We start from the raw sequence: 25604 nt of genomic DNA, 5'->3' as shown, positions 1-25604 counted from the left end.
AGCCTTGATGAAAATTTTTGATTTTCTTTCGCCTTTAATCTTCACAGAGCTTATAAACCTTGCCTTGCGATCACCCAACAAAGCAGAAAACAGTTTTCTAGTTGGAACAACGCAAAGACGCAAATTTTATGACAAAAACACGTTGTAAGGCGCAAAGATTTTATCTCCGATAAAATTGAGTACCGCCGTCATTGCGAGGAGCGAAGCGACGAAGCAATCTCATCATCGTCTCTGCTGAAAATTTTCGATCTTCTTGTATTTCACCCACTGGATAACCATGTATGATAGAAACTTAAAAAGCTCAAAATAATTATACTATTATTAAAATCTTCATCAATTTCTACAGTATAGATAGTTTTCAAAAACTTTTGTTTGTGATGAAGGCTTACCAATAACTGATCTTCCCAGTTGTATAAATTCAGTGTCTTAGATAGCCACCCTTTATATTGATAGGTATATATTTCAGTAGTTTCTCCATAATAAAATATCCTGCTTTTTGAAGCATCAATTTTTAAAACCAATCTTCCGTATGCATCAAAAATATTCGTGCCCATCCACAAAAATCCAGTGCCTTTAATGGCATATACTTCATCCCCAATTTTTATTCTGTCATTGAGACCACCAATAAATCCAAATAAAAGTTCTCCCATCCGCTCTTCCTTTTCGTTGAGTAGCTGAAGCGAGCCGCTGGATTCGTTTGCTTTAAAAAACTTCATATATTTTATAAACTAAGATTTTTTATCCGGACTCTATTTAATCTGAGTTCGGAACAAGATCCAGCATTTTTAATTTTACCAGAAAATCTGCCGCTGGCGAAGAGCGTCGTTCAGGACCAAATTCAAAACTACAGCTTTCCTTATCCTTGTCAAGGTTTTAAACCTTGACAAGGATAGCCCGCCCCCAACCTATTTAAGCATTAGGAATATCTTCTTTCTGAAAATAAAAACAATCACAGCAGAGAAAAGCAGCGAAAATACGGACAACGCGATTTTCATGATCTCTTCCGTGGATTCATCAACCGGACTGTATAGGGCTTCTTTGCTGTTTGTCATTGATGACAGAGAAATCATTCTTTGTTGTACGATGGGATCTTTAAAACCATAATCTTTTGCCTTTTCATAATCCATGTAGGCTTCGTCCTTAAATTTCATTAAAAAAGCCACATTTCCCAAATCAAATAATAGCTGAGCAACAATTTTGTCTTCAGGCCCTACAAAAGAGATCCGTTCATTTAACTGATAAAAAAGAGATTTTCGAAGCTTATACAATTCCTCTTTAGTTAAATCCGTTTCAGGATTTTTTTTGTTTCCGAAATCCGTCTGAATTAAAGATTCTGAGGTATAATTTTCACTTCCTTTAATTTTTGCTTTCAAAATATTGGCATGGATCCACTCGGAACTGAAGTGGGATCCGGGATTGATTTCGATAGACTTTCCGATCCATTTCAAAGCCTCAACATTGTTACCAGCAAGTTCGTATGCAGTCCCCATATTGGAAGCCGTAGAGTACCTGCCCGGTTCAATAGATTCAATCCTTTTATACAGTTCTATCGCTTCTTTATATTTTTTAAGAATAATCAGGATATAGCCTTTATCCGACAAATAATCCAGATCCTTCGTTCTTTTATACTCTTTTTCCAGACCTTCTAAAGTTTTTTCCAGACCTTCTGGATTGTTAAAACTGTGACCTCTGGGAATAAACCCTTTAAAATCCGTATAAATTTCAGTTCCATCTTTGAGTTTTCTGGTCTCTCCGTTTAAACAGGCCAACGCCGGAGTTGAAAACAAAGAGCAAAACATTAAACTTAAAAAGAGCTTTCTCATAGGCAGTTATCTGAATTTTTTTATTAAAAAATTAGTGATTGGTTATCATGCTAAAAATAAAAAAACTTTGCCACAAATCATCAGGTGACAAAGTCTTTTACAGCTTTATTTTTAGCGGTTATGATAACCGCAGATTATTTTCAGATTCATCAAGGATTTTACCGTCTTTCAGAATTATATATTCCTGGTTTATTTCCTCAGAAAGTCTCTGCAGATCCTGCTGGTCAAACTTTTTTGGAAGATAAAATTTCTCATGTTCGAATAAACCATAATGTATGGGAACCAGTTTTCCGGCGTGCAAAAGATGAGCTGCCGTAAAAGCTTCTTCGAGATCCATTGAAGCAGGAACCGGGCTGTATTCCAAACCAATCACTTCGAAATTCACGACCACTCCATTCACCGGTAAAAATGCATAATCTATGTTTTCATTTTCTTTTCCCAGTTTCCAGAACTGATTATGCCAGATCGTATCTCCTCCATGAAAAATTTTGGTCTGTGGATCTTCTACAATCCACGAGCTCTGGATTTCGCCCACCCCATCCATCGCAAACACAGGTTTGAATGTGATATTATGTTCAGTAAACGTTTCATTTAAATCCAGAACAACCATTTTAACGTCTCCAACATATTTCCTGACAATCTCCTCCAATCCCGAATATACAATCAGCTTACCGTCTTTTTTCAGGCATTTCTCTATGATCTTTTTATCAAAATGATCCAGATGCATATGCGTAAAAAGAATATAATCCGCCCGCAAATCCTCAGAAAAAGTCAGCAGCTTTTCAACCGCATCCCCTAAAACAGGTTTATAGTAAGAAAAATCTTCTACCGCGTCTATCAGTACCGTTTTGCCACCGGAAACAAGCTTTATTCCGGCCCAGTTAAGTTTTTGTATTTCCATATTTTTTTTAACAAAGGAAAAAATTGATGGCGCTGTAAACAATAAACAAAAGATAATTAATGATGTAGATTTCAGATTTTAGATTTCAGATGTCAGATGTCAGATGTCAGATGTCAGATTTCAGACATGAGACCTTTTACAGTACTAAAGTTTCGGGGTACGAACCAGCAACTGTCAACCAGCAACAAACTCCCCACTCACTCCCAACTCCTCAAACTCCAAAACTCTCCTACACAAAAACTCTCAAACTCTCCTACTCTCAAACCCTAAAACTCTCCCACTCTCAAACCCCAATCAAGAAATCCTCTTCCTAATTCTGCTTAAAGAAATAGGCGTAATTCCAATATAGGACGCAAGATATTTCAGGGGAATATGCTTGATATAATGAGGTTTGCTCTTAAGAAGGTATTCGTACAGATCCTGAGGGGTATTTTTGAGGAGAAGCATTTCTCTTTTCATTGCGGCATTCAGTTTTTTACTGAGGTAGTAATTCTGTACAAACCGGCAGTCGGGATTGATGGTAAACATTTCCTTCACCTCATCCAGTTCTATTTCCCAGGCCAAACCTTTATCAATGGATTCAAAAACAGCTTCGGAAGATTTTTCTTTAGAGCTGTCACCCACTACAAAAACATCTCCCGGAAAATAAAAATCCACAGAGATTTCCTGATCCAGATCTGCTATTTCTTTGATGTAAAACTTCCGGACAATGCCCTGCTCAACGAGATACACCTTATTCTCCTGAAATACTTTCTTCCTCGAAAACTCAAGCCTGGCAAATTTCTCCCAGGCAGGATCTTCTCCGTCCATATTCAGATGCGAAAAAAGGGGTTTATTGATGGTGGCCAATGGTGATGGTTTTAAACTGATGTTGATAGGATAAAAATAGTGTATTATTTGTAATTTTTAGCGCCTAATAAAAGGCCAATTATATTTTTTCTGAGTAATATTTTGCATATTTGTACAAAATACGGTTATGCAAAAAGAAAAACTACGCAGCGTAAGAAAAAGAAAAGGCATTACGCAGCAGCAGATCGCAGATATCATTGCAACAGATGTTTCCAACTACAGCAGAAAAGAATCCGGAGATGTAAGAATTTTCAAGGAGGAATGGGATAAAATTGCCCGTTTTCTGGAAATTCCTTTGGAGGAAATTTATGAAGACGATGAAGTTAGACAAATCAATCATTTTGATAACAATTCAAATAGCAATAATATTGGAAATGTAAGTGGTAATTACTACTGCAACGTTCCGGAATTCCTTCTGGAAAGCCAGAGAGAGCTTATAGAGATTCTGAAAAAAGAAAACCTAAGACTGGAAGAAGAACTGAAAAAGTATAAAAAATAAAGATTTCCCACGCTTTATTTGTTTTGAACCATTAAGAGAATTTAAGTGGTTAAGGTTCGTTAAGAAACATCAAAGATGTTTTATAAAGCAGAATGTTTACTATTCTGAACAGCTTAAATACCCTTAATGGTTCCCCACACCGTCATTGCGAGGAGCATAGCGACGAAGCAATCTCAACACATCCCACTTGCTGAAAATCTTGGATTTTCTTGCGCCTTAAATATTCACACAGCTTAAAAGCCTTGCGCCCTTGCGATATTCCAACAGAAAAACTCCTTCAATAATTATCACCCTCAAACCTTATAGGTTTTAAAAACCTATAAGGTTTAGATCAACAGCCAATAAAACATAAACGTCAGCACCATCTGCAAAATCTGCGTGATAAAACATAAAACAAACAAAAAAACTTCTATTTTTTATTGTTGGAACATCGCAAAGACGCAAATTTTATGACAAAAAAACGTTGTAAGGCGCAAAGATTTTATCTCCGATAAAATTGAGTACCGCGTCATTGCGAGGAGTACAGCGACGAAGCAATCTCACTCACCATCCCACTTGCTGAAAATCTTTGATTTTCTTGCGTCTTAAATATTCACACAGCTTATAAAGCCTTGCGTCTTTGCGATTACCCAACAGAAAAATTCCTTCAATAATTATCACCCTCAAACCTTATAGGTTTTAAAAACCTATAAGGTTTAGATCAACAGCCAATAAAACATAAACATCAGCACTATCTGCAAAATCTGCGCGATAAAGCATAAAACAAAAAAACTTCTCTTTTTTATTGTCGGAACATCGCAAAGACGCAAATTTTATGACAAAAACACGTTGTAAGGCGCAAAGATTTTATCTCCGATAAAATTGAGTAACGCCGTCATTACGAGGAGCACAGCGACGAAGCAATCTCACTTACCATCCCACTTGCTGAAAATCTTTGATTTTCTTGCGCCTTAAATATTCACACAGCTTAAAAGCCTTGCGCCCTTGCGATATTCCAACAGAAAAACTCCTTCAATAATTATCACCCTCAAACCTTATAGGTTTAGATCAACAGCCAATAAAACATAATCATCAGCACCATCTGCAAAATCTACGCGATAAAGCATAAAAAAAACTTCCCTTTTTTATTGTTGGAACATCGCAAAGGCGCAAATTTTATGACAAAAACACGTTGTAAGGCGCAAAGATTTTATCTCCGATAAAATTGAGTACCGCCGTCATTGCGAGGAATAAAGCGACGAAGCAATCTCACTCACCATCCCACTTGCTGAAAATCTTTGATTTTCTCGCGCCTTAAATATTCACACAGCTTAAAAGCCTTGCGCCTTTGCGATTTCCCAACAGAAAAATTCCTTCAATAATTATCACCCTCAAACCTTATAGGTTTTAAAAACCTATAAGGTTTAGATCAACAGCCAATAAAAACATAAACATCAGCACCATCTGCAAAATCTGCGCGATAAAGCATAAAACAAAAAAACTTCTCTTTTTTATTGTTGGAACATCGCAAAGACGCAAATGATATGACAAAAACACGTTGTAAGGCGCAAAGATTTTATCTCCGATAAAATTGAATACCGCGTCATTGCGAGGAGCGCAGCGACGAAGCAATCTCACTCACCATCCCACTTGCTGAAAATCTTGGATTTTCTTGCGCCTTAAATATTCACACAGCTTATAAAGCCTTGCGCCCTTGCGATTCCCCAACAGAAAAATTCCTTCAATAATTATCACCCTCAAACCTTATAGGTTTTAAAAACCTATAAGGTTTAGATCAACAGCCAATAAAACATAATCATCAGCACCATCTGCAAAATCTGCGCGATATTTCTTTAATCATTTTCACATTACCATTCGGAGAGATACCACCGTTACCTTTATCCTACAAAAAAACTCAGCGATATGCCGAGTTTTTTATTGATCATCTTTAAGATGGTTTTTCCGGTTTGGGCGGTACTACAGAAGAATTCTTCGCCGCCTTTACCAGCTCATTGTTATCTGTGTACAAAAGTGTCCAGTCCGGAACATCTTTCATCGCCGTCACCAGATTGATATACGATTTCAGGTTCTTTTCCAGATCCCTTCGGATAGATGACGCACTGGCCATTTGGCGGAGGTCACCATTGGCTTTAGCCTGTTCTGCAAACAAAATTTCAAAGGCTTCCTGCTTTGCCTTCATGTCTTCGTAGGCAACATCCAAGGAGAGATTAGCTATTTTTTGTCTGTTATCTGAAATTTCCAGGGTTTCTACCAGCTTCTTCATTTGTGTCGTTTGTGAGGAATAGCTTAAACGGTCCAGATCCAGACCAAAAGTCTTGAATATTCCGTACAGATCTACCGCCAGCTGATAATTGGCCGCTGTGGGCAGCTTCCTGTAGCCATTCAGAAAAGCTTTAAGACTGCTGTACGCAATATCTCTCTCCCGGTCCAAAGCCGCTACATCTTTTCCCTTTCCGCTATAGATCTGCTTGGTATACACTCCGTCGTACTCTGCATAAGAAGTCTGCAAAGCTGCCACAAGAGGATGATTGGTAATTACAGGATATTTCCCGGATTGAGAACTGGAAATAATTCTCTGAGCTAAAGTCGCAAGATCTTTAGTGCTCAGCTTGGTGAGTGAAATTTTCATTTGTTTGTGTTTTTGGTTTCGGATTTAAATATATAAAAATCTTGTAATGTGACAAATAACCTTGAAATAAATCTCAGGAGTTGTGCGTAGATTTCCTGCAAGTTGTGGGAGAGTTGGGGAGGTGTGCGAAGGTTACAAACATATTTGTTCTAAAGTTTCATAGGGCTACGATGGTTTGTTTTGGTAATGGTTGGGAGTTCCGGATAGATTCATAAATCTTAAACAGCAATATTCTGTGGGCTAAAAGACTTTAAATTATGGAAACCCGTAATTTTAAATGAAAGATAACACGTATTTTTTAGCCTATAAATAAATATAAAATTATTATGGCAAATACTTACAGAATAGGGAAAGATGGGGTAAAGATTATTTTTCCATCCACAGGATATACTCATCGAGAGGGTAAGGATGGTAGAATTGTCGCGTTTCCATCCACCGGCTACACTCATCGAGAAGGTAAGAATGGTAGAATCGTTGCTTTTCCATCCACCGGATACACTCATCGGGAAGGTAAAGATGGTAGAATCATTGCTTTTCCATCCACCGGATACACTCATCGAGAAGGTAAAGATGGCAGAATCGTTGCTTTTCCATCCACCGGATACACTCACCGAGAAGGTAAAGATGGCAGAATCGTTGCTTTTCCATCAAATGGATACACTCATCGGGAAGGTAAAGATGGTAGAATTGTCGCTTACCCATCAACAGGATACACTTATAAGGAGAATATAAATGGAAGAATAATTGTTAAAAAAATTTAATTAAATGGATTATAATGATTTAATATCGAATGGTAAAGTAGTTACAAAATCTAAAATTGATGGAGATTTTGAAGGTTTTGATGATGAAAAATTTTTCCCACTATATAATGGGAAATACTGGATTCAAAAGGCCTATAAATACTGGTATCATTATTCATATATGGCTAATATCACTATTTATGAATATAAAAACAACCATTATTTAACTGTTGACGGTCAAAAGCAATTTGTTGAGGTTGAGTTAATTAATGATGTAATTAAAGCAACTATAATAAATGATTTTAATGGATGGTCTGGTGACACTATTTTTGAATTAGATAATGGACAAATTTGGAAACAAAATGAATATGATTATGAATATAATTATTCATACAGACCTGATGCTATAATCTACTCAACTGGCTATAATTTTAGAATTTTTGTAGAGGGCAAAAGTGTTGGGGTTAAACAATTGAAATAATAATTATACAAAAATTTATAAATTGTTAAACGCTTGTAACTTTAAACACAATCAATAATAAAAACTCATCCACATCATGATTTTAACAAATGAGAAACTTCATAAAGAAATTTATGAAAAAATAAGTTCAATGTACGGAATCAAATTTAAAGCACAATTGAAAGATAGCCCAATTGAATTTTATAAGTTTTCGACATTGAATGATATAATTACTGACAAAGAAAGTCACTTAATTATTTTCGCAAATAAAGAGAGTATAAAATTTAGAAATAAATCTGAGTTTCTAAAAGAATTCATGAATTATATTTATTGCAAAATTCTAGAATTAGAAAATCAATTCAATGAACTAAACAATCGAGAATATAATGGTATGAAGTATGACAAAAATAACATATTCATGCAACATGAAGAAATTGGAAATGGACAATATAAATTAAATCAAATTCTAAAAAAAATTGAGACTTTTAAGAATAAAAAACAAGACTAAAATAAAAAACCTGCCCCACAGCAGGTTTTCCAATATTATAAAGTGAATTTAATATTCATAGACATCAATTAATTTAATATTAACCGGAATTTTAAGAGAATCCAATTTCTTTTTAAAATCATAATTGCTCAAATTTTTAAGTACGTAATTTTTATCTGTGTTAAGAATCCAGTAATCCTTTACATCTTTATCCGGAATTTCATATCCGTCCAAACTATCTTTTGGATTTCGCATTTTCAATCCCTGTCTTTCTGCGACAATAAATTCATCGTAAGTATTTACTTTAATAACTTTTGAAGGAATTATTGCATCTTCATCACTCCATCCATCTTCAGGAGCGATAAAAATCATATGACTGGAATTTCTGTATAAATTATAGCGACCTGTCAAACTTTTAGTAAAATCCTGTATTCCCGGACCAAAACCAAATGAAAATCTTTGGCGTTGCAAGGAACCCACGACTAATAAAAGCAAAACTATCCCTAAAAAGAATAGGAATAGTTTTATATTTCTGGTTTTCAATTCAATTTTATTTTAAAAAAGCCCCTCATCCACAAAATTCGGCAACGTCACCTTCAAATTCGGTTCTGCTTCCATCGCTCTTTTAATAGCGAAAACAGCGCCTTCATTTCTGGCCCAGCTTCTTCTGGAAATTCCGTTGTTCACATCCCAGAACAGCATGGATTTTAATCTTCTGTCGGCCTCTGCACTTCCGTCCAGCAGCATTCCGAAACCTCCGTTGATTACTTCGCCCCAGCCTACTCCACCACCGTTGTGGATAGAAACCCAGGTGGCACCACGGAAACTGTCGCCAATGACGTTGTGAATCGCCATATCTGCGGTAAATCTTGAACCGTCGTAGATATTGGAAGTCTCTCTGTAAGGGGAATCCGTACCGGAAACATCGTGATGATCTCTTCCCAGCACAACAGGTCCGATTTCTCCGTTTTTAATGGCATTGTTGAAGGCTTCAGCGATCTTCATTCTTCCCTCTGCATCGGCATAAAGGATTCTCGCCTGAGAACCTACGACCAGTTTATTTTCCTGAGCCCCTTTGATCCACTGGATATTGTCTTTCATCTGCTGTTGGATCTCTTCAGGTGAGTTTTTCACCATTTCTTCCAATACAGCACATGCAATATCATCGGTTTTTTGAAGATCTTCCGGTTTTCCGCTCGCGCATACCCAACGGAACGGCCCGAAACCGTAATCGAAGCACATAGGTCCCATAATATCCTGAACATAGCTCGGATATTTAAATTCTCTTCCTAAGGTTGGATTTTCTGCCATGACATCTGCTCCGGCTCTGGAAGCTTCCAGTAAAAAGGCGTTTCCGTAGTCGAAGAAATAGGTTCCTTTCTGCGTATGTTTGTTGATGGCTGCGGCGTGTCTTCTTAACGTTTCCTGAACTTTTTCTTTGAATAATTCAGGCTCCTCAGCCATCATTCTGTTTGATTCCTCAAAACTCTGTCCGGCAGGATAATAGCCACCCGCCCACGGATTGTGAAGCGACGTCTGATCTGATCCGATATCTATTGTTAAGTTTTTTTCGTCAAATTTCTCCCAAACCTCAACAATATTTCCAAGGTAAGCCAGAGAAACGGTTTCTTTATTTTCCTGAGCTTTTCTTACTCTATCGATCAGCTCCTCTATGTTCTCATAAATCTCGTTCACCCATTTCTGATCGTGACGGATCTTGGTGATCTTAGGATTCACTTCAGCACATACCGTGATGCAGCCTGCAATATTTCCGGCTTTTGGCTGTGCACCGCTCATTCCTCCCAATCCTGAAGTTACGAAAAGTCCTCCTTTCGGTTCTTTTTTGATTTTTCTGAAAGCATTCAGCACGGTGATCGTTGTCCCGTGAACAATTCCCTGCGGACCAATATACATATAACTTCCCGCAGTCATCTGCCCATATTGCGTAACGCCTAAGGCATTGAATTTCTCCCAGTCATCCGGCTTGGAATAATTAGGGATCATCATTCCGTTGGTTACCACTACCCTCGGCGCATCTTTATGAGAAGGAAATAATCCCATCGGATGGCCTGAATACATGGTTAAAGTCTGCTCGTCCGTCATTTCAGACAGATATTTCATCGTTAACAGATACTGAGCCCAGTTTGAGAATACCGCTCCATTACCTCCATACGTAATCAGTTCGTGAGGATGCTGTGCTACGGCATAATCCAGGTTATTCTGGATCATCAGCATAATGGCTTTTGCCTGCTCAGACTTTCCGGGATATTCTTCAATTCCTCTGGCCTTCATTTCATAATCCGGACGGAAACGGTACATATAAATTCTCCCGTATTTCTCCAGTTCTTCCCTGAATTCAGGAAGCAGCTCCGCATGAAACTGAGGTTCGAAATAGCGCAGTGCATTTTTCAGGGCAAGCTTTTTCTCTTCTTCTCCTAAAATTTCTTTACGCTTCGGGGCATGGTTGATATTGGTTTCGTATGGTTTAGGCTGTGGCAGCTGATTGGGAATTCCCTGCTGTATCTGTTCTTGAAATGTCATATTGCTATTTAAGTTCAATGTTTAGAATAAAATGTTTGAAGTTTTAAAGATATTCAAATTAAGAAATATAGGCAAGGGAATTTGATGCGGTGATTTGTTGATGTGGTGATTTGATGATGTGCGGATGTGATGATGTGATGATTTGATGATGTGGGGGAATACCTACTTATTTGTGGGGATAAAAAAACACCCTCATCTTTTCAGATTGAGGATGTTCAAAGTGCTAATAAAAAATCATTTAATCGTTATTCTTAACGAGAAGCCAGCCGGAGTATGTTTTACCGTTTGGAAGGGTAATGACGTACCAGTAGCTGGCAGTAGGAATGGCCCGTCCCGCTAAAGTGCCATCCCATACGATTTGGGTATTTGCATTTTGCTCAAATAATAAGGTCTGATAGCGGTCAAAGATCTTCGCATTGGTCATTTTGCCCCCAAATATCTGAAGATTTCTTATCACCCATTTGTCATTGCGGCCATCTCCGTTGGGTGTAATGGTATTGCTGATCTGTAAAATCAATTCCTGATGGGTTACAATACATTCTTCGTTTTCAAATTTCACATAAAAAGTAATAATCTCTCCCGGTAAACTATTGAATACATTGCTCGTCTGCCACGTTATTCCGTCTATAGAATACAGTATCGGTTTTGATCCCGTCGCAAAGACCGTACAGACTCCTCCATTGATCCCAATAGTCTGGATGACCGGAACCTCAAAATATTTCACTTCCATAGTTCCCGTATAGGAACAGCCATTGTCAGAAGTTACCGTAAGGCTGTAGATACCGGGTATTTTAATTCCTGTAACCGTTGCTGAAGTGGAGATCGTATTTCCACCAGGGTCTTTCCATACATAGCTGATAATCGTATACCCCTGAATATTTGCCGTGTAGGTAAGTGAGCCTTCAGGACAGATGTATTGCGTAGGTATCGTGAAAAACGGAGGCTTTTTTAAAGACAGCCGGATTTCAGCTTTTTCAGAACAAAATCCGGGAACACTCACTTTTACATAGATGGTATTGGGTCCTGTATTCTGATTAAATAAATAGGCGGAAGGATTCGAAATGGCATTGGTTCCTGCATTAAGATCAGCCAGAGAAGAATAGTAAGTAAACGTTCCATTTGCCCCGGTATACATCTGCTGTTCAAACTGGGTTAAATTGACATTTTCAATTCCATCATTTCCTGTATCACACGCATTGTTCAGCTGGAATGGTCCCGGATTCTGAAGGGTCAGCTTGGTTCCGAATACAAAATTGATCACCGCAATATCATCACAGCCCGGTATATTCTGAATTTTCACCCAGATCTGAGTAGGAAAAGGCTGCGCAGAATAATTGGAAGGATTCGGAATTGGGTTCACTCCGTTTTGCGCGTTCTGCTGGGTCAGATAAAAGCTAAAAGTATTCAGTGGATTAGGAATATTAACCATCGAGCCGGTAAAATTCAATAAATTCACTTCATAACTTCCATCTAAGTTTTCATCACAGACACTGATGGTGGTACTGATCGCTTTAGGAGGAAAATAAGTATTGAGCTGAATGGAAGCTACCGAATAACAACCGGTAGTATTGGATTGAAATCTCGCCCAGACCGTTAATGTAGAAACATTTGTAGTGATACTGTTTCCGATCTGGGTGGCCGGATTTCCTGCACTGGCATCCGCAGCAGTCAGATAATACGATATGGTCATTGCTGAAAGCGGCTGGGTATTTTGAGCCGGAATGAACATCTGACTGACAGCATTACTCAGCTGAAAGGTTTCATTTAAATCAAAATTATTGTCGCAGGTATTCAGTACGGCATTATTCAACACGATGGGCGGCAAAAATGTCATTTGTATATTGACTTTTGCCACGGAAAAACATTCGCTGTTATTCAGTTCAATTTTAACATAGACTGTAGCAGTTCCGGTCACCAGAAACTGTCCCGGGGTATTGATCTGATTGGAAAATGTGTTGGTCACAATATCATAATCCAGATAATAGGTGAAGGTGGCGTTTGAACCGCTGTAAATCTGTGGCTCAACCAGAAGTAAATTGTAGTTCTCGGACCCGTCATTGTTATTATCACAGATATTGGTAAGAGAAATATTCAGATTTGAATTGACGCCTGCATTGGCGCTGAGACTGAAATTCACAGGATAAATTTCATGACAGTTGTAAGAGCTTATTTTAACAAAAATCTGCTGGTTTCCTGTAACTGTGAGCGTAGTTATTTCATTCACTCCATTTTGTGCATCAGCTTGGGTTAGGTAAAATGCTGTGGTGGCATTCTGACTCCCTACAATGGCTGCGGAGTACTGAGACAGCTGTATATTTTCGGTACCATCCTGATTTGGATCACAAACCGGTAAATTAGATTTCATGATAACAGGATGCACCAGATTAACGTTAATTGCTCTGATCGTATAACAAAGATCAGACTGTTCAAAACGTACAAAGTAGGTTTTTATAACGAGGCTTCCGTCTGTCGTAATGATTTGATTCGGGCTGATGGGATTCACTCCTGCAGTAGCAGCGGTATAATCATCGTAAAATTCAACCACCGGAACGGTAGGCGGCGCAACAAGCATCCCTGCCGACAACGCAGCAAGATTGATGCTGATATCATCAGTTCCGTTAAAGCAAATGTATTCATTCTTTTCATTGGCCTCAATTTCTGTAAAAGTAACATTCATATTAACGGTAACCACGGCAAAACAGCCATTCGGGATCTGTACTCTTATAAAAACCTGATATACTCCATCCCTTATCGTCGTCAAAGGCGTTCCGGTCCCTGTTACAGCCTGATCATAGGTTTCATATGCTGTAAAAACCGCGCCTGGCTGGGTGGTTATCAGAGGTCCGATATTCAGGACATAATCAAACGGTTCGCTATTGTCTGCATTGATATCACAAATGGTATAAGGAAAATTTATTGGTGAATTAATATTAACCCCGGGCTTAAACTGAAAATGTACCGGTCCTAAAACATAGGTACAGTCAGAGTCCTGAAGTCTTACCCAAAGATTAAGAGCCGTCGTTATGTTCGCCGCGGTCATTGCATTGGTATTATTCTGAGCATCGGCCTGTGTCGGATGATAGGAAATGCCTGTAGTTCCCGGCGGAAAAAGTTCGTTATTGAGCAGGGAAAGGTTATAATTGGGTTCTACATTATCATTATTGGTATCACAAATTTCTACAGTGGTTTTAAGTAAACTTTTGGTTAGAAAATTAAGAGTTAAAGCCGCGGTCCTGAAACATCCGGGAACATTAGGATTCTGAATTCTTACATATAAAACCGTATTGGCAGTAAGGGTGTAAGATGCCGGAAGAGCATTCGTTCCATTCTGAGCATTTTGCAGGGTTGAATGAAAGGTAAAATTAAAATTAGCCGGATTCTGCGAAGTGAGATTGGATTGAAAACTATTTAAATTAACAGTAACAGGTGTATTTCCGCAAAAATTCCGGGTATAATCTTTGGCTGCGGGATAAGAAGGGTCAAAGGTAACCGCAAAATCATCGGTTAAAGTAAGGGTACTGCTTCCGCAAATAGCAAAATTGACATTGGCTGTGTAGGTTTCATTCTGTGCAGGGCAAAGCGTTGTCTGAATTCCTGTTCCTACGGTTTGGCCCTGAGAATCCGTCCATGTAACTTCAGGAACGATATTATTTCCCAGCGGACTGAACTTCCAGCCTTCCTGAGAAGCTTGCCAGACGCCGGTATTTCTCGCAGCAGGAGAATATCCTGCTGTTCCGTCTGCATTCATCACTCCAATGAGGGCATTTTCAAATTTTCTGGTCGGACATGGAGTCAGTTTTTTATCTACAAAAACTTCAATAATATTGGTGGTCTCGTGCAGGACGATCTGTGAAGAGGAGCGGTCTGTACAGCCTGCTACCCTGCCTTCATAAAAACTGACCACAAATTTTCTGTACGGTGCATTTCCAATCGTAGAATAGTATATCTCGGAAGAATCTCCGGAAGAAAAAACAAGGTCGTGATAAACCCCGAAAATAGAATTTTTAGAAAGACCGGGATTAGGATTCTGCCATTGTACATTAGGATAATTGATATTCCCTAGTTGATCAACGTTAAAAGTAATCATCCCGTTGGAACCTATAACAAGAGCCTCAAAATGCTGATTAAAAAAACAAAATTTAAAAGGAAGATCCAGCTTCAATGCAAACAGATCATCATAATCTGCATTCACAGGGGTTCCCTGATTCAGAGCAACCGGTGGATTATAAGGCGTTGAACTTACTTCGTAGCTGGTTGTCTGCTTCAGCACCGGATATTCTACATGAAGAGCCAGACAGCCATTGGCATCGAGATTGTTATTGCAGGTTACATTAAAGCTTTCGTTTCCTGCTGCATCTTTTACTTTTACATCTCCAGGGGTTTGAGAAAAAACAAAAACCACAATAAATAACATTAATAATTGTAGAAGTTTCACCATCTATTGAAAAATTTAAAATAATTAATCACAATACTATGGTAAAACTAATAATTTGTTAAAGCATTTCAATCCGTTAAATTCTGTAACAAATCTAAAGTTAACACAAATAAAAATATAACCAATTGATAAACAATTGGTTAAATATATGGTTGTTAACAAAAAAAAATATTTTTTACAGATACGACTTAAGTACTACCGCATCACATCATCGTTCTCCTCTTCGTGATCATCTGCATTATCACTGCGGCTCCAGTAATTGTTTTCCTCATCCTCAGAGCCTATTTCTTCCATATCGTCGTCATCTTCAGTGCCGGGAATATCAAGTCCTTTATCTATTTTATCATCGTCTTCTTCATTCAGAATAGGATTTCCGTCGCCGTCAAGTGGAATATGCTTTTCCTTGTTGAATATATCTTCACTCGGACTGTAATCCATTTCTTCGAGTTTTCTGTTCTGTTCGTTGGTATTGTCTTCTGGTGCCATAATATTAAGTTTTAAGGTTTATTAATAAGATCAAAAATAATTCCAAGCTGCTAAGAACTCACAGAATATACTTCAGGATTGGCACAATACGGTATTTTTTCGCCTTTAGAGAAGGCTATAATATTTTCAGCTGCTATTTTTGCCATTCCGGTTCTTGCCTCAATCGTTGCAGAACCAATGTGCGGCAGTACACAAACACTCGACAATTCTAAAAGCGGGCTTTCCTTAGACATAGGCTCAGGATTGGTGACATCTAAGCCGGCTCCCCAAATCTGCTTTGAAATCAAGGCTTCATACAGATCTTTTTCATTCTGGAAGCCGCCTCTCGCTGTATTGATGAAAATAGAGTTGTCTTTCATTTTTGCAAAAACCGGTGCATTGAAAAGGTCTTTCTGTTCATGTGTGAAATTCGCATGAATACTGAGAACATCGGATTGGGCAACCAGTTCTTCGAAGGAAACATACGTGGCGTTCAATTCTTTTTCCGCTTCTTCATTTCTGTTTCTGTTGTGATAAATAATGTTCATATCAAAGGCCGCCTTGGACTTTTTAGCCATTTCAAAACCTATTCTTCCCAGTCCCAATATGCCCAAAGTTTTCCCATACAATTCCTGTCCTAAAGCATGCAGCGGATCAAAATCGCCCCAGTTGCCATCCTTTACCTTCTGAAAATTGTAACTCGCTCGCCTCGCCACAGACTGCATCAACAGAAAAGCGACATCAGAAGTAGCTTTGCTGAGCACATCCGGGGTATTGCCCACAGGAATATTCCTGCGGCTGGCTTCCTGAATATCCACATGATCGAAACCTACGGAGTATAAAGCAATCGTTTTTATATTGGGACATTGATCAAAAAAATCTCTGTCGTATTTAAATTCTCCACCCACACTTAAAATGGCGTCATGATTCTGACAATAGATCAGCCATTCTTCATGGGACAGATTTTCATGTTCCGGGATAAAAACTTCCAGCCCCGCTTCTTTCAGCATATTGATTCCTGTTTCCGGAATTCTTCTGTTGACAAATACTTTCATAATTTATGTTGATTTAGTTTTTTGCGTAATCTTTTCCCATAAAAAACCTCACTCCGGTTAAAAAGTGAGGTTCTTTAACTTTAGTATTAAAATTATTGAGATTCATTCTGATTTTTGTCCCAGGCTTCTGAAGCCATCTCCTGAATTTCCTCCCAAACTTCTTTTGCAGATTTCTGTGCATGCGACATGAATCCCTGTTTGGTCGGTTCCTGATTCTTATTTTTCATATCATTCATATAATCCTTCACCTGCTGACCGTAGCTTTCTGCGTGATATCCGGGATTATTATGCAGGTTCTTCTGAATATTACTGAAATCGTGTGAGGATTTAAATCTATTCGTGTCCATAATAATACAATTTAAGTGATTAGGTTCTTGTTTGAATCCAATTACTATTCCGAAGCGGTCTTAATGTTTATTAAAATATTTTTTTTAACCACAAAAGTTTCAAAAGTTTTTTTTAACATTTTAGTAATTTAAGTTCAAAGCTTCATGCAAAAGAAGTTCACATAAGTTCCAGAAAAATCAAAGATTTTTATACAGGATAATATTCATGAAATCCGTGTCATCTGTGAAATCTGCGCGAAATTATAAATCTTAAAATTTAAATCGGAAACAGATATCTTTACATTGTCTACCTTTGATAAGTGAAACGCCTTTGTTTATCTTAAAATATGATCATTTCAAAATCGCCTTGTCTATCCTTGCGATAAAAACTCTGAATCATCTTTGTCACCTGAGAAATCTGCGGGAAATTATAAATCTTAAAATTTGAATCGGAAGCAGATGATATCTTTACATTGTATTCCTTTGATAAGTGAAACGCCTTTGTTTATCTTAAAATATGATCATTTCAAAATCGCTTTGTCTACCCTTGCGATAAAAACTATCTCAGAAATCTGCAGGAGAAAAACATCAACCACAAAAGGCACAAAAGCTTTTAATCTTAAACACTTCAAGCCTTAGTTGCAAGATTATAATCTTGAAAACAATAAGAACACATAAGCAGAAAATCAAAGATTTTCATAAAAAACTTAATTGTACTTCTTCCACCCAAAGTATTTACTTTAAAATAAACTAAAGTGTTAAAAAAAAACTTTTGTGCCTTTTGTGGTAAAATTGCATTAATGATTGGTATTCCCCAGCATCGGAACAAATTTGTACGCCCCAAACTCTTCTTTCTCGAACTGGGTAGGCGTCGTTTTTGTAAACCTGTACAGAATCTGTTCATCTGTAGGTCCCATTGGGATAACGATCTTTCCGCCTACGTTCAGCTGTTTCAGCAATTCTGTAGGCAGCACTGAGGCTCCACAGGTAACAATAATCTTATCAAATGGAGCAAACGTCGGAAGTCCGGCAAAACCATCCCCGAAACTCTGAAATTTTGGATTTAAATGCAGTTCACGGAACTTTTTCTTTGAAAAATCAAAAAGATCCTTCTGTCTTTCCACCGTGTATACCAAAGCTTTCATAGCAATCAGAACGGCAGTCTGGTATCCACAACCGGTTCCTATTTCCAGCACTTTTTCTCCAGGTTTCACCTGCAGCAGCTCAGACTGCTCTGCAACGGTTGATGGGTGGGAAATAGTCTGGTGCGACAAAATAGGAAATGCCCGGTCTTCATAGGCGAAATCTTCGAAAATACTTTCAATAAAAAGGTGTCTCGGAACTTCACTCATTGCCGAAAGTACATTCTCATCCGAGATCCCGATCTTATGTCTTAAATATTCAACGAGGATCTTTCTTTTTCCTTTATGTACAAACGAATCATGCATCATTAGTAAGATAGTAGTTATTAGGTTGTGTGTAGTAGTTTCTACAAAAGTAAAAAAACTATCCATACTTATCAACCTAAATGCAGCAACGTGTTTCCTAATACCTAAAATTCTTATCTTTACAAAAATTAAAAAATCTATGTTAAAAGCAGGTTTGGTAGGTGCCGGACATCTGGGAAAGATCCATTTAAGACTTCTTAACCAGTCAGATAAGTACGAGCTGGTAGGTTTCCACGATAAAGACATTGAAAACGGAAAAAAAATAGAAGCTGAATTCGGGTATAAATATTTTGAAAATTTTGACGAACTTCTCGATCAGATCGATATGCTGGATATTGTAACTCCTACCGTGTATCATTACGATTATGCTTTAAAAGCAATTGAAAAAAAGCTTCATTTTTTCATTGAAAAACCGGTAACCCAAACCCTTGACCAGGCCGAAGAAATCCTTCACAAATGCCAGGAAAACGGCATCAAGGCGCAGGTAGGACATGTTGAAAGATATAATCCTGCTTTTATTGCGACAAAGGAATATATTAAAAATCCGATGTTTATTGAAATCCACAGACTGGCAGAATTCAATCCAAGAGGGACGGATGTTTCTGTTGTTTTGGATTTAATGATCCATGATCTTGATATTTTATTAAGCATGGCGAAATCAAAGGTTAAAAATATTCACGCCAGTGGTGTGTGTGTCGTAAGTAAAACGCCGGATATCGCGAATGCCAGAATAGAATTTGAAAATGGCTGTGTAGCGAACCTTACCACATCCAGAATTTCGATGAAAGCGATGAGAAAGAGCCGTTTCTTCCAGAAAGATGCGTATATCTCCGTAGATTTCCTGGAGAAAAAAGCGGAAGTGATCCGTATGAAAGATGCACCTGAAAACCCTACTCCATTTGATATGATTATTGAAAATGCGGACGGTGAAAAGAATCAGATCCTTTTTGAATATCCGGATATTCAGCCTAATAATGCTATTCTTGATGAATTAAATTCTTTTGCGGATGCGATTACTGACGGTAAAAATGTAGAAGTTTCTTTGGAAGACGGAACTGAAGCTTTAAAAGTTGCCCTTGAAATTGTAAAACTGATCTCTTAAAAGAGCTCCCTATCATACTTTAACAGGCTGTCATTTTATACATGGCGGCCTGTTTTATTTTTAGCCTTATTATTTTACATGGTTGATTTTATTTTTCCGATTTACTGAAAATAATCTGTTTTCGTTACATAATTTTAATTTTTATTCTGGATTTTTTAAATATATTTGTCTTTCTTAAAAACAATTATCCTAAAAATCTCTCCAATAATTTAAATACATCAATCATTATGAAAAGAGTCATTCTAATATCCGCTTTATTATTGTCTCAATTTGGGACATCACAATTATTAAAAACAGACGGACAGAAAATAATTAATGACAAAGGTGAAAACATTCAGCTGCGGGGTCTGGGTCTCGGCGGATGGATGCTGCAGGAAGGATATATGCTGAAAACGGCTGACTTTGCAGGCCCTCAGTACAAGATCAAAGAAAAGATCTCTGAACTGATAGGTGAAAACGGAATGAAGGATTTCTATAAAGCCTATCTTAAAAACGGCATTACCAAACAGGATATCGATTTTCTGGCTAAAGCGGGATTTAATTCTATAAGACTGCCTATGCACTATGATTTGTATACGCTTCCCATTGAAAAAGAACCGGTAAAAGGACAGAATACCTGGCTGGAGGAAGGTTTTAAAATGACAGATGATCTTCTGAACTGGTGTGCTGCCAATAAAATATATTTGATTCTTGATCTTCATGCAGCGCCGGGAGGACAGGGAAATGACGTTAATATTTCCGATAATGACAAAACAAAACCTTCACTTTGGGAAAGCACAGAAAATCAGCAAAAAACAATTGCTCTCTGGAAAAAGCTTGCCGAAAGATATAAAGATGAACCGTGGATCGGCGGCTACGACCTGATCAACGAGCCGAATATCAATTTCACAGGGAAAAACCCGAACGGTACGGATGAAATGTCGAATGCTCCACTATGGAAATTACAGAAAGACATTACGGACGCCATCCGGGAAACAGATAAAAAGCATATTATATTCATTGAAGGAAACGGATGGGGAAATAATTACAATGGACTGATCCCGCTCTGGGACAAAAATCTGGTATTCAGCTTCCATAAATACTGGAATTATAATAATGATGAAACCATCCAGTCTATCCTTGATCTCAGAAAAAAGCATAACATTCCGATCTGGCTTGGTGAAACCGGAGAAAATTCCAATGTGTGGTTTACGGAACTGATCCAGCTTCTGGACAAGCATAATATCGGGTATGCATTCTGGCCTATGAAAAAGATCGATAATATTGCAGGAATCACCAATGTAAAGATCACTCCTGAATATGAAAAGCTTCTGAATTACTGGAAAAACGGAGGTGAAAAACCTTCTCAGGATTTTGCAAAAAAAACATTGATGCAGATCGCGGAGCATTATAAATTCAGCAATGTTGAGATCAAGAATGATGTTATTGATGCCATGTTCAGGCAGGTGACAGATGACTCTACAAAACCGTTTAAAAACCATCAGGTTCCGGGAAGAGTATTCGCATCTGAGTATGATTTAGGAAGAATGGGTGCAGCTTATCTGGATAAAGATTTTATCAACCTTTGGGTAAGCGATCCGAAGAAAAGATCTGAATGGAATTCCGGACAGCAGATGAGAAATGACGGTGTGGATATTTATCGTTGTCATGATGCTGTTACCAATACCTACTACGTAGGAAAAACTGAGGCGGGAGAATGGCTTCAGTATACAGTGAATGTAAAATCCGGGAAAAACCATACGTTCAATATCAGGTATGCAGGCCTTACGGATGCTGATATCACCCTGAAAGATGCTTCGGGAAAACAGCTGGCCAGCATTTCACTTCCTTCCACAGGTGGCGTTGAAAACTGGAAAACAGTTTCGGTAAAAAACATTCCTTTGGAGAAGGGAATACATAAAATCAGGCTGCATTTTGAAAGCGGCGGCTCGAACCTGAATTATTTTGAAATACAGTAATAAATATCTTAAATTGCAAATCCCTTTTAGTATCTGAAAGGGATTTCTTTTAATCTAAATATTTATGAAAAAAATAGGCCTTTTTCTTATTCTGGTTTCGTCACTGGCAATGGCTCAGAAATCAGTCCTGGCTCAAAAAATAAATTCTATTACGGAGGGCAAAAAAGCAACTGTCGGGGTTTCGGTTCTTGGCTTTGAGAATAATTTTACCTATAGCAAAAACGGAGATAAGGAACTTCCCACTTTAAGTGTTTTCAAATTTCATATTGCCTGTGCTTTGCTTGATCTTGTGGATAAAGGAAAATTGTCATTGGATCAGAAACTTTTCTTTAAAAAGGAAGATATGCTGGAAAATACATGGTCGCCGATCCGCGAAAAATACCCTGATGCCAATATTTCACTGTCTTTGGGAGAGGTACTGGATTATACGGTTGCATTAAGCGACAATAACGGCTGTGATCTTTTACTGAAACTTATAGGAGGAACGCAAACCGTTCGGAAATTCATGGATTCGAAAGGTGTAAAAGGCTTTCAGATCAAACGCAACGAGGATGATATGCACAAAAACTGGAAAACCCAGTACGACAACTTCAGCACGCCCAATTCTGCGGTTCAGGTACTGAAAAAATTCTACGACGGAAAACTGCTTTCCAAACAATCTACGGATTATCTGATGAAAATTATGCTGGGAACAAAAACCGGCACCAATAAAATTGTTGAACAGCTTCCTGAAAATACACCCGCAGCTCATAAAACCGGTGCTTCCGGAAAATATGACGACGGACTTACCGTAGCCGAAAATGATATGGGAATTATCACCCTGCCGAACGGAAAACATTACGCCATCGCTGTGTTTGTGAACAATTCTACAGAATCAGATGTGGTGAACTGCAGGATGGTTTCGGATATTTCTAAGGCGGTCTGGGACGATTTTAATAAGTAAAATATTAAGCTTATTTTTAAAGCTGAGAAATTGCTGAGATAAAAATCAAGTTCACCAAACCATTACTATGAAAAAGATCATCATTACAGTATTCCTGTTTTCTTCTGTATTCTTTTTTTCACAGAAGAATCAGAACTATATCCAGGTCAGCTATAGCAGTATCTGCTGTGGAACACCTTCTACACAGCCGTTAATGGATTATGTAAAACGTTTTGAGAAAAAGAATAAGCTCAAATCCTTTGAAATTTTACAGCAGGGCGGACTGGGAAGAGAAGGCGAATTCAATTTATACATCGGAATCGATAAACTCAGTAAAAAGAAAAGGAAAACATTCTTAAAAGGTCTTCAATCTGCTGTGGCTTTACAAAATGAACAGAGAAAAAAGGACAGCGATGGTCACGTGAATTTCGATTCTGCAGTGACTGTTCATGGTTCTGACCTTAAAGACATAAAAAATTTAACTATCTATAAAAAATAAAAGAAAAAATGATCAAAAACATTGTAGTTATTGGAGCTGGAACTATGGGGAACGGTATTGCGCATACTTTTGCACAAAGCGGATTCAAAGTCAATCTGGTAGATGTATCTCAGGATGCGCTGGACAGAGGACTGAAAACAATTACAACAAACCTTGACAGAATCATTGCAAAAGGGAACCTTACGGAAGAACAGAAAGCGGAAACATTAGGAAACATCACTACTTTTACAGCTCTTCAGGATGCTGCAGGAAGTGCAGATCTTATCGTGGAAGCGGCTACTGAAAATCAGGATCTGAAACTGAAAATCTTCGGACAGATGGACGAATTTGCGCCGGCTGACTGTATTCTTGCCACCAATACTTCTTCTATTTCCATCACCAAAATTGCAGCAGCAACGAAAAGAGCTGATAAAGTGATCGGAATGCACTTTATGAATCCTGTTCCTATCATGAAACTGGTAGAAATCATCAAAGGATATTCTACGTCTAAAGAGACTTTCGATGCGATTTATGAAATGAGTAAGACCTTAGGAAAAGTTCCTGTGGAAGTGAACGATTATCCTGGTTTCGTAGCAAACAGAATTCTTATGCCGATGATCAACGAATCTATCGAAACACTTTACAACGGAGTGGCTGGCGTAGAAGAAATCGATACAGTAATGAAGCTTGGAATGGCACATCCGATGGGACCTCTTCAATTGGCAGACTTCATCGGTCTTGATATCTGTCTTGCAATCCTGAATGTAATGTACGACGGTTTCAAGAATCCAAAATATGCTCCAAACCCACTTCTTGTGAACATGGTAATGGCTGGAAAACTGGGTGTAAAGTCAGGGGAAGGTTTCTATGATTATTCGGAAAGTAAAAAAGCTGAAAAAGTTTCAAAAATGTTTTTGAAATAATTTTAAGTCAATAATTTTATTTATCTTTGATTAAAGTTAAAATATTAAAAAAATGAAATTACCAAAGTTTTTATTAGCAGACAATTCGGAATTTCCTGAAGATTTATTCGTAGTTCACACAGAATATCCAAGATTTATCTTAAACGTTGAGGAGGAAGAAGTTGAGTGGTTAGATGATTTGGAAGGTGACGATGAAGAAACTATGGCAGACGAAGCTACAAAAGTGGTAGAGGCTGCATTTAAATGGTGTGATGAAGAGTTGGCGAAATACGACGAAGAAGAGGAAGAATAATAACGACCTAAACATAAAAAAAGGAACTCAGATTGAGTTCCTTTTTTATTTTATTCAGATTTGTTGAATTTCAACAGCAGAAGATTGTCTTTATAAAGCTCCAGTGTAGTTCCGGAAATCACATATTTGTTGGCTTTTCCTACCATATCCAGAAAATTCTGCTCAACGCTCATATTGTTGCACATCATTTTAGTAGATCCCATCTGTCCTGCAGAGAAATCACCCGTAGAAGGATCTATTTTAGCAGTTCCAAAATAGTTGTTGCATCCTCCGTTTCCATTGATCTTTTCACCTTCAATATTAAGGGTTGGAACCTTACCTTTCACATTATCTGCCAATGTCCATTTCGTATTAGCCAGCGCAGGCTGAGCTTTTCCTACTTTTGATGCAGAAGCACTGGACATTGTACCGCACGACGCCAGAATAGCGGCCGCACCTATACTTAAAAAAAGATTTTTCATTTTTTTCTTTTAGAATTACTCAAATTTAAGGAAATTATATTATTTAAACGGGGCGCGGGGGATTTTATTACTTTTTAAGAATTCTAATTTCAGGATTTTCAATTCAATATAAATGATTCCGTGAATGATCTTTTAATTTTATTTTGGCTAAAGCCGATTGATTGGGTTGATTATTTTAAAACGGGCTGAAGCCCGTTTCTATTGAATATCTATCATCAGATTTTTAGTCTCTCGCGGATTTGGCTGATGAAGCAGATTTTTTTAATATTGAAATCAGGGATTATTAGCCGGAACTATGATCTGTGGAATCTGTGAGATCTGCGAGAAACAAAAACGGTTCTTTAATTTGGCTAAAGCCATTGTACAATCGGAATAATTTGAAAGCGGGCTAAAGCCCGCTCCTATTGAATATCTATCATCGGATTTTTAATCTCCCGCGGATTTGGCTGATGAAGCAGATTTTTTTCGTATTGAAATCATGGATTATTAGCCGGAACTCTGATCTGCGGAATCTGTGGGATCTGCGAGAAACAAAAACGGTTCTTTAATTTGGCTAAAGCCATTGTACAATCAGAATCATTTGGAAGCGGGCTAAAGCCCGTTTCTATTGAATATCTATCATCGGATTTTTAGTCTCTCGCAGATCTGGCTGATGAAGCAGATTTTTTTCGTATTGAAATCAGGGAATTATTAACAGGAGCTATGATCTGCGGGATCCGTGAGATCTGCGAGAAACAAAAAACGGTTCTTTAATTTGGCTAAAGCCATTGTACAATCGGAATCATTTGAAAACGGGCTAAAGCCCGCTCC

At 38.0% G+C, this 25604-nt stretch carries 23 protein-coding genes; 10 read left to right on the top strand and 13 right to left on the bottom strand.

Annotation, left to right across the window (positions count from 1 at the left end):
* Positions 1–260: 260 nt before the first annotated feature.
* The 4 genes from JET18_RS06570 to JET18_RS06555 form a co-directional block, all read right to left on the bottom strand.
* Positions 261–716 carry a hypothetical protein gene (locus JET18_RS06570; RefSeq protein ID WP_202089821.1) on the bottom strand — a complete coding sequence of 152 codons (456 nt, stop codon included), beginning with the start codon at positions 714–716 and terminating at the stop codon, positions 261–263.
* A 189-nt stretch (positions 717–905) separates the two neighbouring features.
* A complete protein-coding gene (locus JET18_RS06565) occupies positions 906–1823 on the bottom strand; it encodes a tetratricopeptide repeat protein (protein WP_202089820.1) in 918 nt (305 codons plus the stop codon).
* Between the two features lie 118 nt (positions 1824–1941).
* A complete protein-coding gene (locus JET18_RS06560) occupies positions 1942–2724 on the bottom strand; it encodes an MBL fold metallo-hydrolase (RefSeq protein ID WP_202089819.1) in 783 nt (260 codons plus the stop codon).
* Positions 2725–3018: 294 nt separating this feature from the next.
* Entirely contained in the window at positions 3019–3573 is a 555-nt protein-coding gene (locus JET18_RS06555) for a Crp/Fnr family transcriptional regulator (protein WP_202089818.1), read from the bottom strand.
* A gap of 127 nt (positions 3574–3700) precedes the next feature.
* On the opposite strand from JET18_RS06555, the gene JET18_RS06550 reads away from it, so the two are divergent.
* Positions 3701–4072, top strand: coding sequence for a helix-turn-helix transcriptional regulator (locus JET18_RS06550; RefSeq protein ID WP_202089817.1), 372 nt, complete (start codon positions 3701–3703; stop codon positions 4070–4072).
* Between the two features lie 1927 nt (positions 4073–5999).
* Here the strand turns inward: JET18_RS06550 and JET18_RS06545 are convergent.
* Positions 6000–6701, bottom strand: coding sequence for a DUF6261 family protein (locus tag JET18_RS06545; protein WP_202089816.1), 702 nt, complete (start codon positions 6699–6701; stop codon positions 6000–6002).
* 326 nt (positions 6702–7027) lie between these two features.
* On the opposite strand from JET18_RS06545, the gene JET18_RS06540 reads away from it, so the two are divergent.
* From JET18_RS06540 to JET18_RS06530, 3 genes are all read left to right on the top strand, one after another.
* Positions 7028–7462: a hypothetical protein gene (locus tag JET18_RS06540; protein WP_202089815.1), complete on the top strand. Its 435-nt coding sequence runs from the start codon at positions 7028–7030 to the stop codon at positions 7460–7462.
* Between the two features lie 4 nt (positions 7463–7466).
* The gene (locus JET18_RS06535; RefSeq protein ID WP_202089814.1) at positions 7467–7922 is read left to right on the top strand and encodes a hypothetical protein; all 456 of its coding nucleotides are present in this window, start codon (positions 7467–7469) and stop codon (positions 7920–7922) included.
* 76 nt (positions 7923–7998) lie between these two features.
* The gene (locus tag JET18_RS06530; RefSeq protein WP_202089813.1) at positions 7999–8409 is read left to right on the top strand and encodes a hypothetical protein; all 411 of its coding nucleotides are present in this window, start codon (positions 7999–8001) and stop codon (positions 8407–8409) included.
* A 48-nt stretch (positions 8410–8457) separates the two neighbouring features.
* On the opposite strand, the gene JET18_RS06525 is transcribed toward JET18_RS06530, so the two are convergent.
* The 7 genes from JET18_RS06525 to JET18_RS06495 all read right to left on the bottom strand — a co-directional run bounded on the left by JET18_RS06525 (position 8458) and on the right by JET18_RS06495 (position 18658).
* The gene (locus tag JET18_RS06525) at positions 8458–8931 is read right to left on the bottom strand and encodes a DUF3997 domain-containing protein (RefSeq protein ID WP_202089812.1); all 474 of its coding nucleotides are present in this window, start codon (positions 8929–8931) and stop codon (positions 8458–8460) included.
* A 12-nt stretch (positions 8932–8943) separates the two neighbouring features.
* Positions 8944–10929 (bottom strand): urocanate hydratase, encoded by a 1986-nt coding sequence (locus tag JET18_RS06520; protein ID WP_202089811.1) that lies wholly within the window; start codon positions 10927–10929, stop codon positions 8944–8946.
* A gap of 238 nt (positions 10930–11167) precedes the next feature.
* Entirely contained in the window at positions 11168–15367 is a 4200-nt protein-coding gene (locus JET18_RS06515) for a T9SS type B sorting domain-containing protein (protein ID WP_202089810.1), read from the bottom strand.
* 192 nt (positions 15368–15559) lie between these two features.
* Positions 15560–15850, bottom strand: coding sequence for a hypothetical protein (locus tag JET18_RS06510; RefSeq protein WP_202089809.1), 291 nt, complete (start codon positions 15848–15850; stop codon positions 15560–15562).
* Positions 15851–15900: 50 nt separating this feature from the next.
* On the bottom strand, positions 15901–16884 hold the full coding sequence (locus JET18_RS06505; RefSeq protein WP_202089808.1) for a 2-hydroxyacid dehydrogenase: 984 nt from the start codon (positions 16882–16884) through the stop codon (positions 15901–15903).
* A gap of 92 nt (positions 16885–16976) precedes the next feature.
* Positions 16977–17231: a prevent-host-death protein gene (locus tag JET18_RS06500; RefSeq protein ID WP_202089806.1), complete on the bottom strand. Its 255-nt coding sequence runs from the start codon at positions 17229–17231 to the stop codon at positions 16977–16979.
* Between the two features lie 776 nt (positions 17232–18007).
* A complete protein-coding gene (locus tag JET18_RS06495) occupies positions 18008–18658 on the bottom strand; it encodes a protein-L-isoaspartate(D-aspartate) O-methyltransferase (protein WP_202090729.1) in 651 nt (216 codons plus the stop codon).
* Between the two features lie 139 nt (positions 18659–18797).
* On the opposite strand from JET18_RS06495, the gene JET18_RS06490 reads away from it, so the two are divergent.
* The 6 genes from JET18_RS06490 (at position 18798) to JET18_RS06465 (ending at position 24333) form a co-directional block, all read left to right on the top strand.
* Entirely contained in the window at positions 18798–19760 is a 963-nt protein-coding gene (locus JET18_RS06490; RefSeq protein WP_202089804.1) for a Gfo/Idh/MocA family protein, read from the top strand.
* 227 nt (positions 19761–19987) lie between these two features.
* Positions 19988–21718 (top strand): cellulase family glycosylhydrolase, encoded by a 1731-nt coding sequence (locus JET18_RS06485; protein WP_202089802.1) that lies wholly within the window; start codon positions 19988–19990, stop codon positions 21716–21718.
* Positions 21719–21782: 64 nt separating this feature from the next.
* Positions 21783–22661 (top strand): CGA/CIA family class A beta-lactamase, encoded by an 879-nt coding sequence (gene bla-A, locus JET18_RS06480; protein WP_202089801.1) that lies wholly within the window; start codon positions 21783–21785, stop codon positions 22659–22661.
* A gap of 67 nt (positions 22662–22728) precedes the next feature.
* Positions 22729–23139 carry a hypothetical protein gene (locus JET18_RS06475; RefSeq protein WP_202089799.1) on the top strand — a complete coding sequence of 137 codons (411 nt, stop codon included), beginning with the start codon at positions 22729–22731 and terminating at the stop codon, positions 23137–23139.
* Between the two features lie 11 nt (positions 23140–23150).
* Positions 23151–24041: a 3-hydroxybutyryl-CoA dehydrogenase gene (locus JET18_RS06470; protein WP_202090728.1), complete on the top strand. Its 891-nt coding sequence runs from the start codon at positions 23151–23153 to the stop codon at positions 24039–24041.
* A 52-nt stretch (positions 24042–24093) separates the two neighbouring features.
* Complete coding sequence (locus JET18_RS06465; RefSeq protein ID WP_007845674.1) at positions 24094–24333, top strand: hypothetical protein; 240 nt, start codon at positions 24094–24096, stop codon at positions 24331–24333.
* Positions 24334–24383: 50 nt separating this feature from the next.
* Here JET18_RS06465 and JET18_RS06460 read toward each other — a convergent pair whose 3' ends face one another.
* Positions 24384–24794 (bottom strand): META domain-containing protein, encoded by a 411-nt coding sequence (locus JET18_RS06460; protein WP_202089797.1) that lies wholly within the window; start codon positions 24792–24794, stop codon positions 24384–24386.
* Between the last annotated feature and the right edge of the window lie 810 nt (positions 24795–25604).

The sequence above is a fragment of the Chryseobacterium endalhagicum genome (genome assembly GCF_016745235.1).
Classification (GTDB): Bacteria; Bacteroidota; Bacteroidia; order Flavobacteriales; family Weeksellaceae; genus Chryseobacterium; species Chryseobacterium endalhagicum.
Note: the sequence above shows the minus strand (reverse complement) of the source record. Positions and strands in the feature narration are given on the sequence as shown.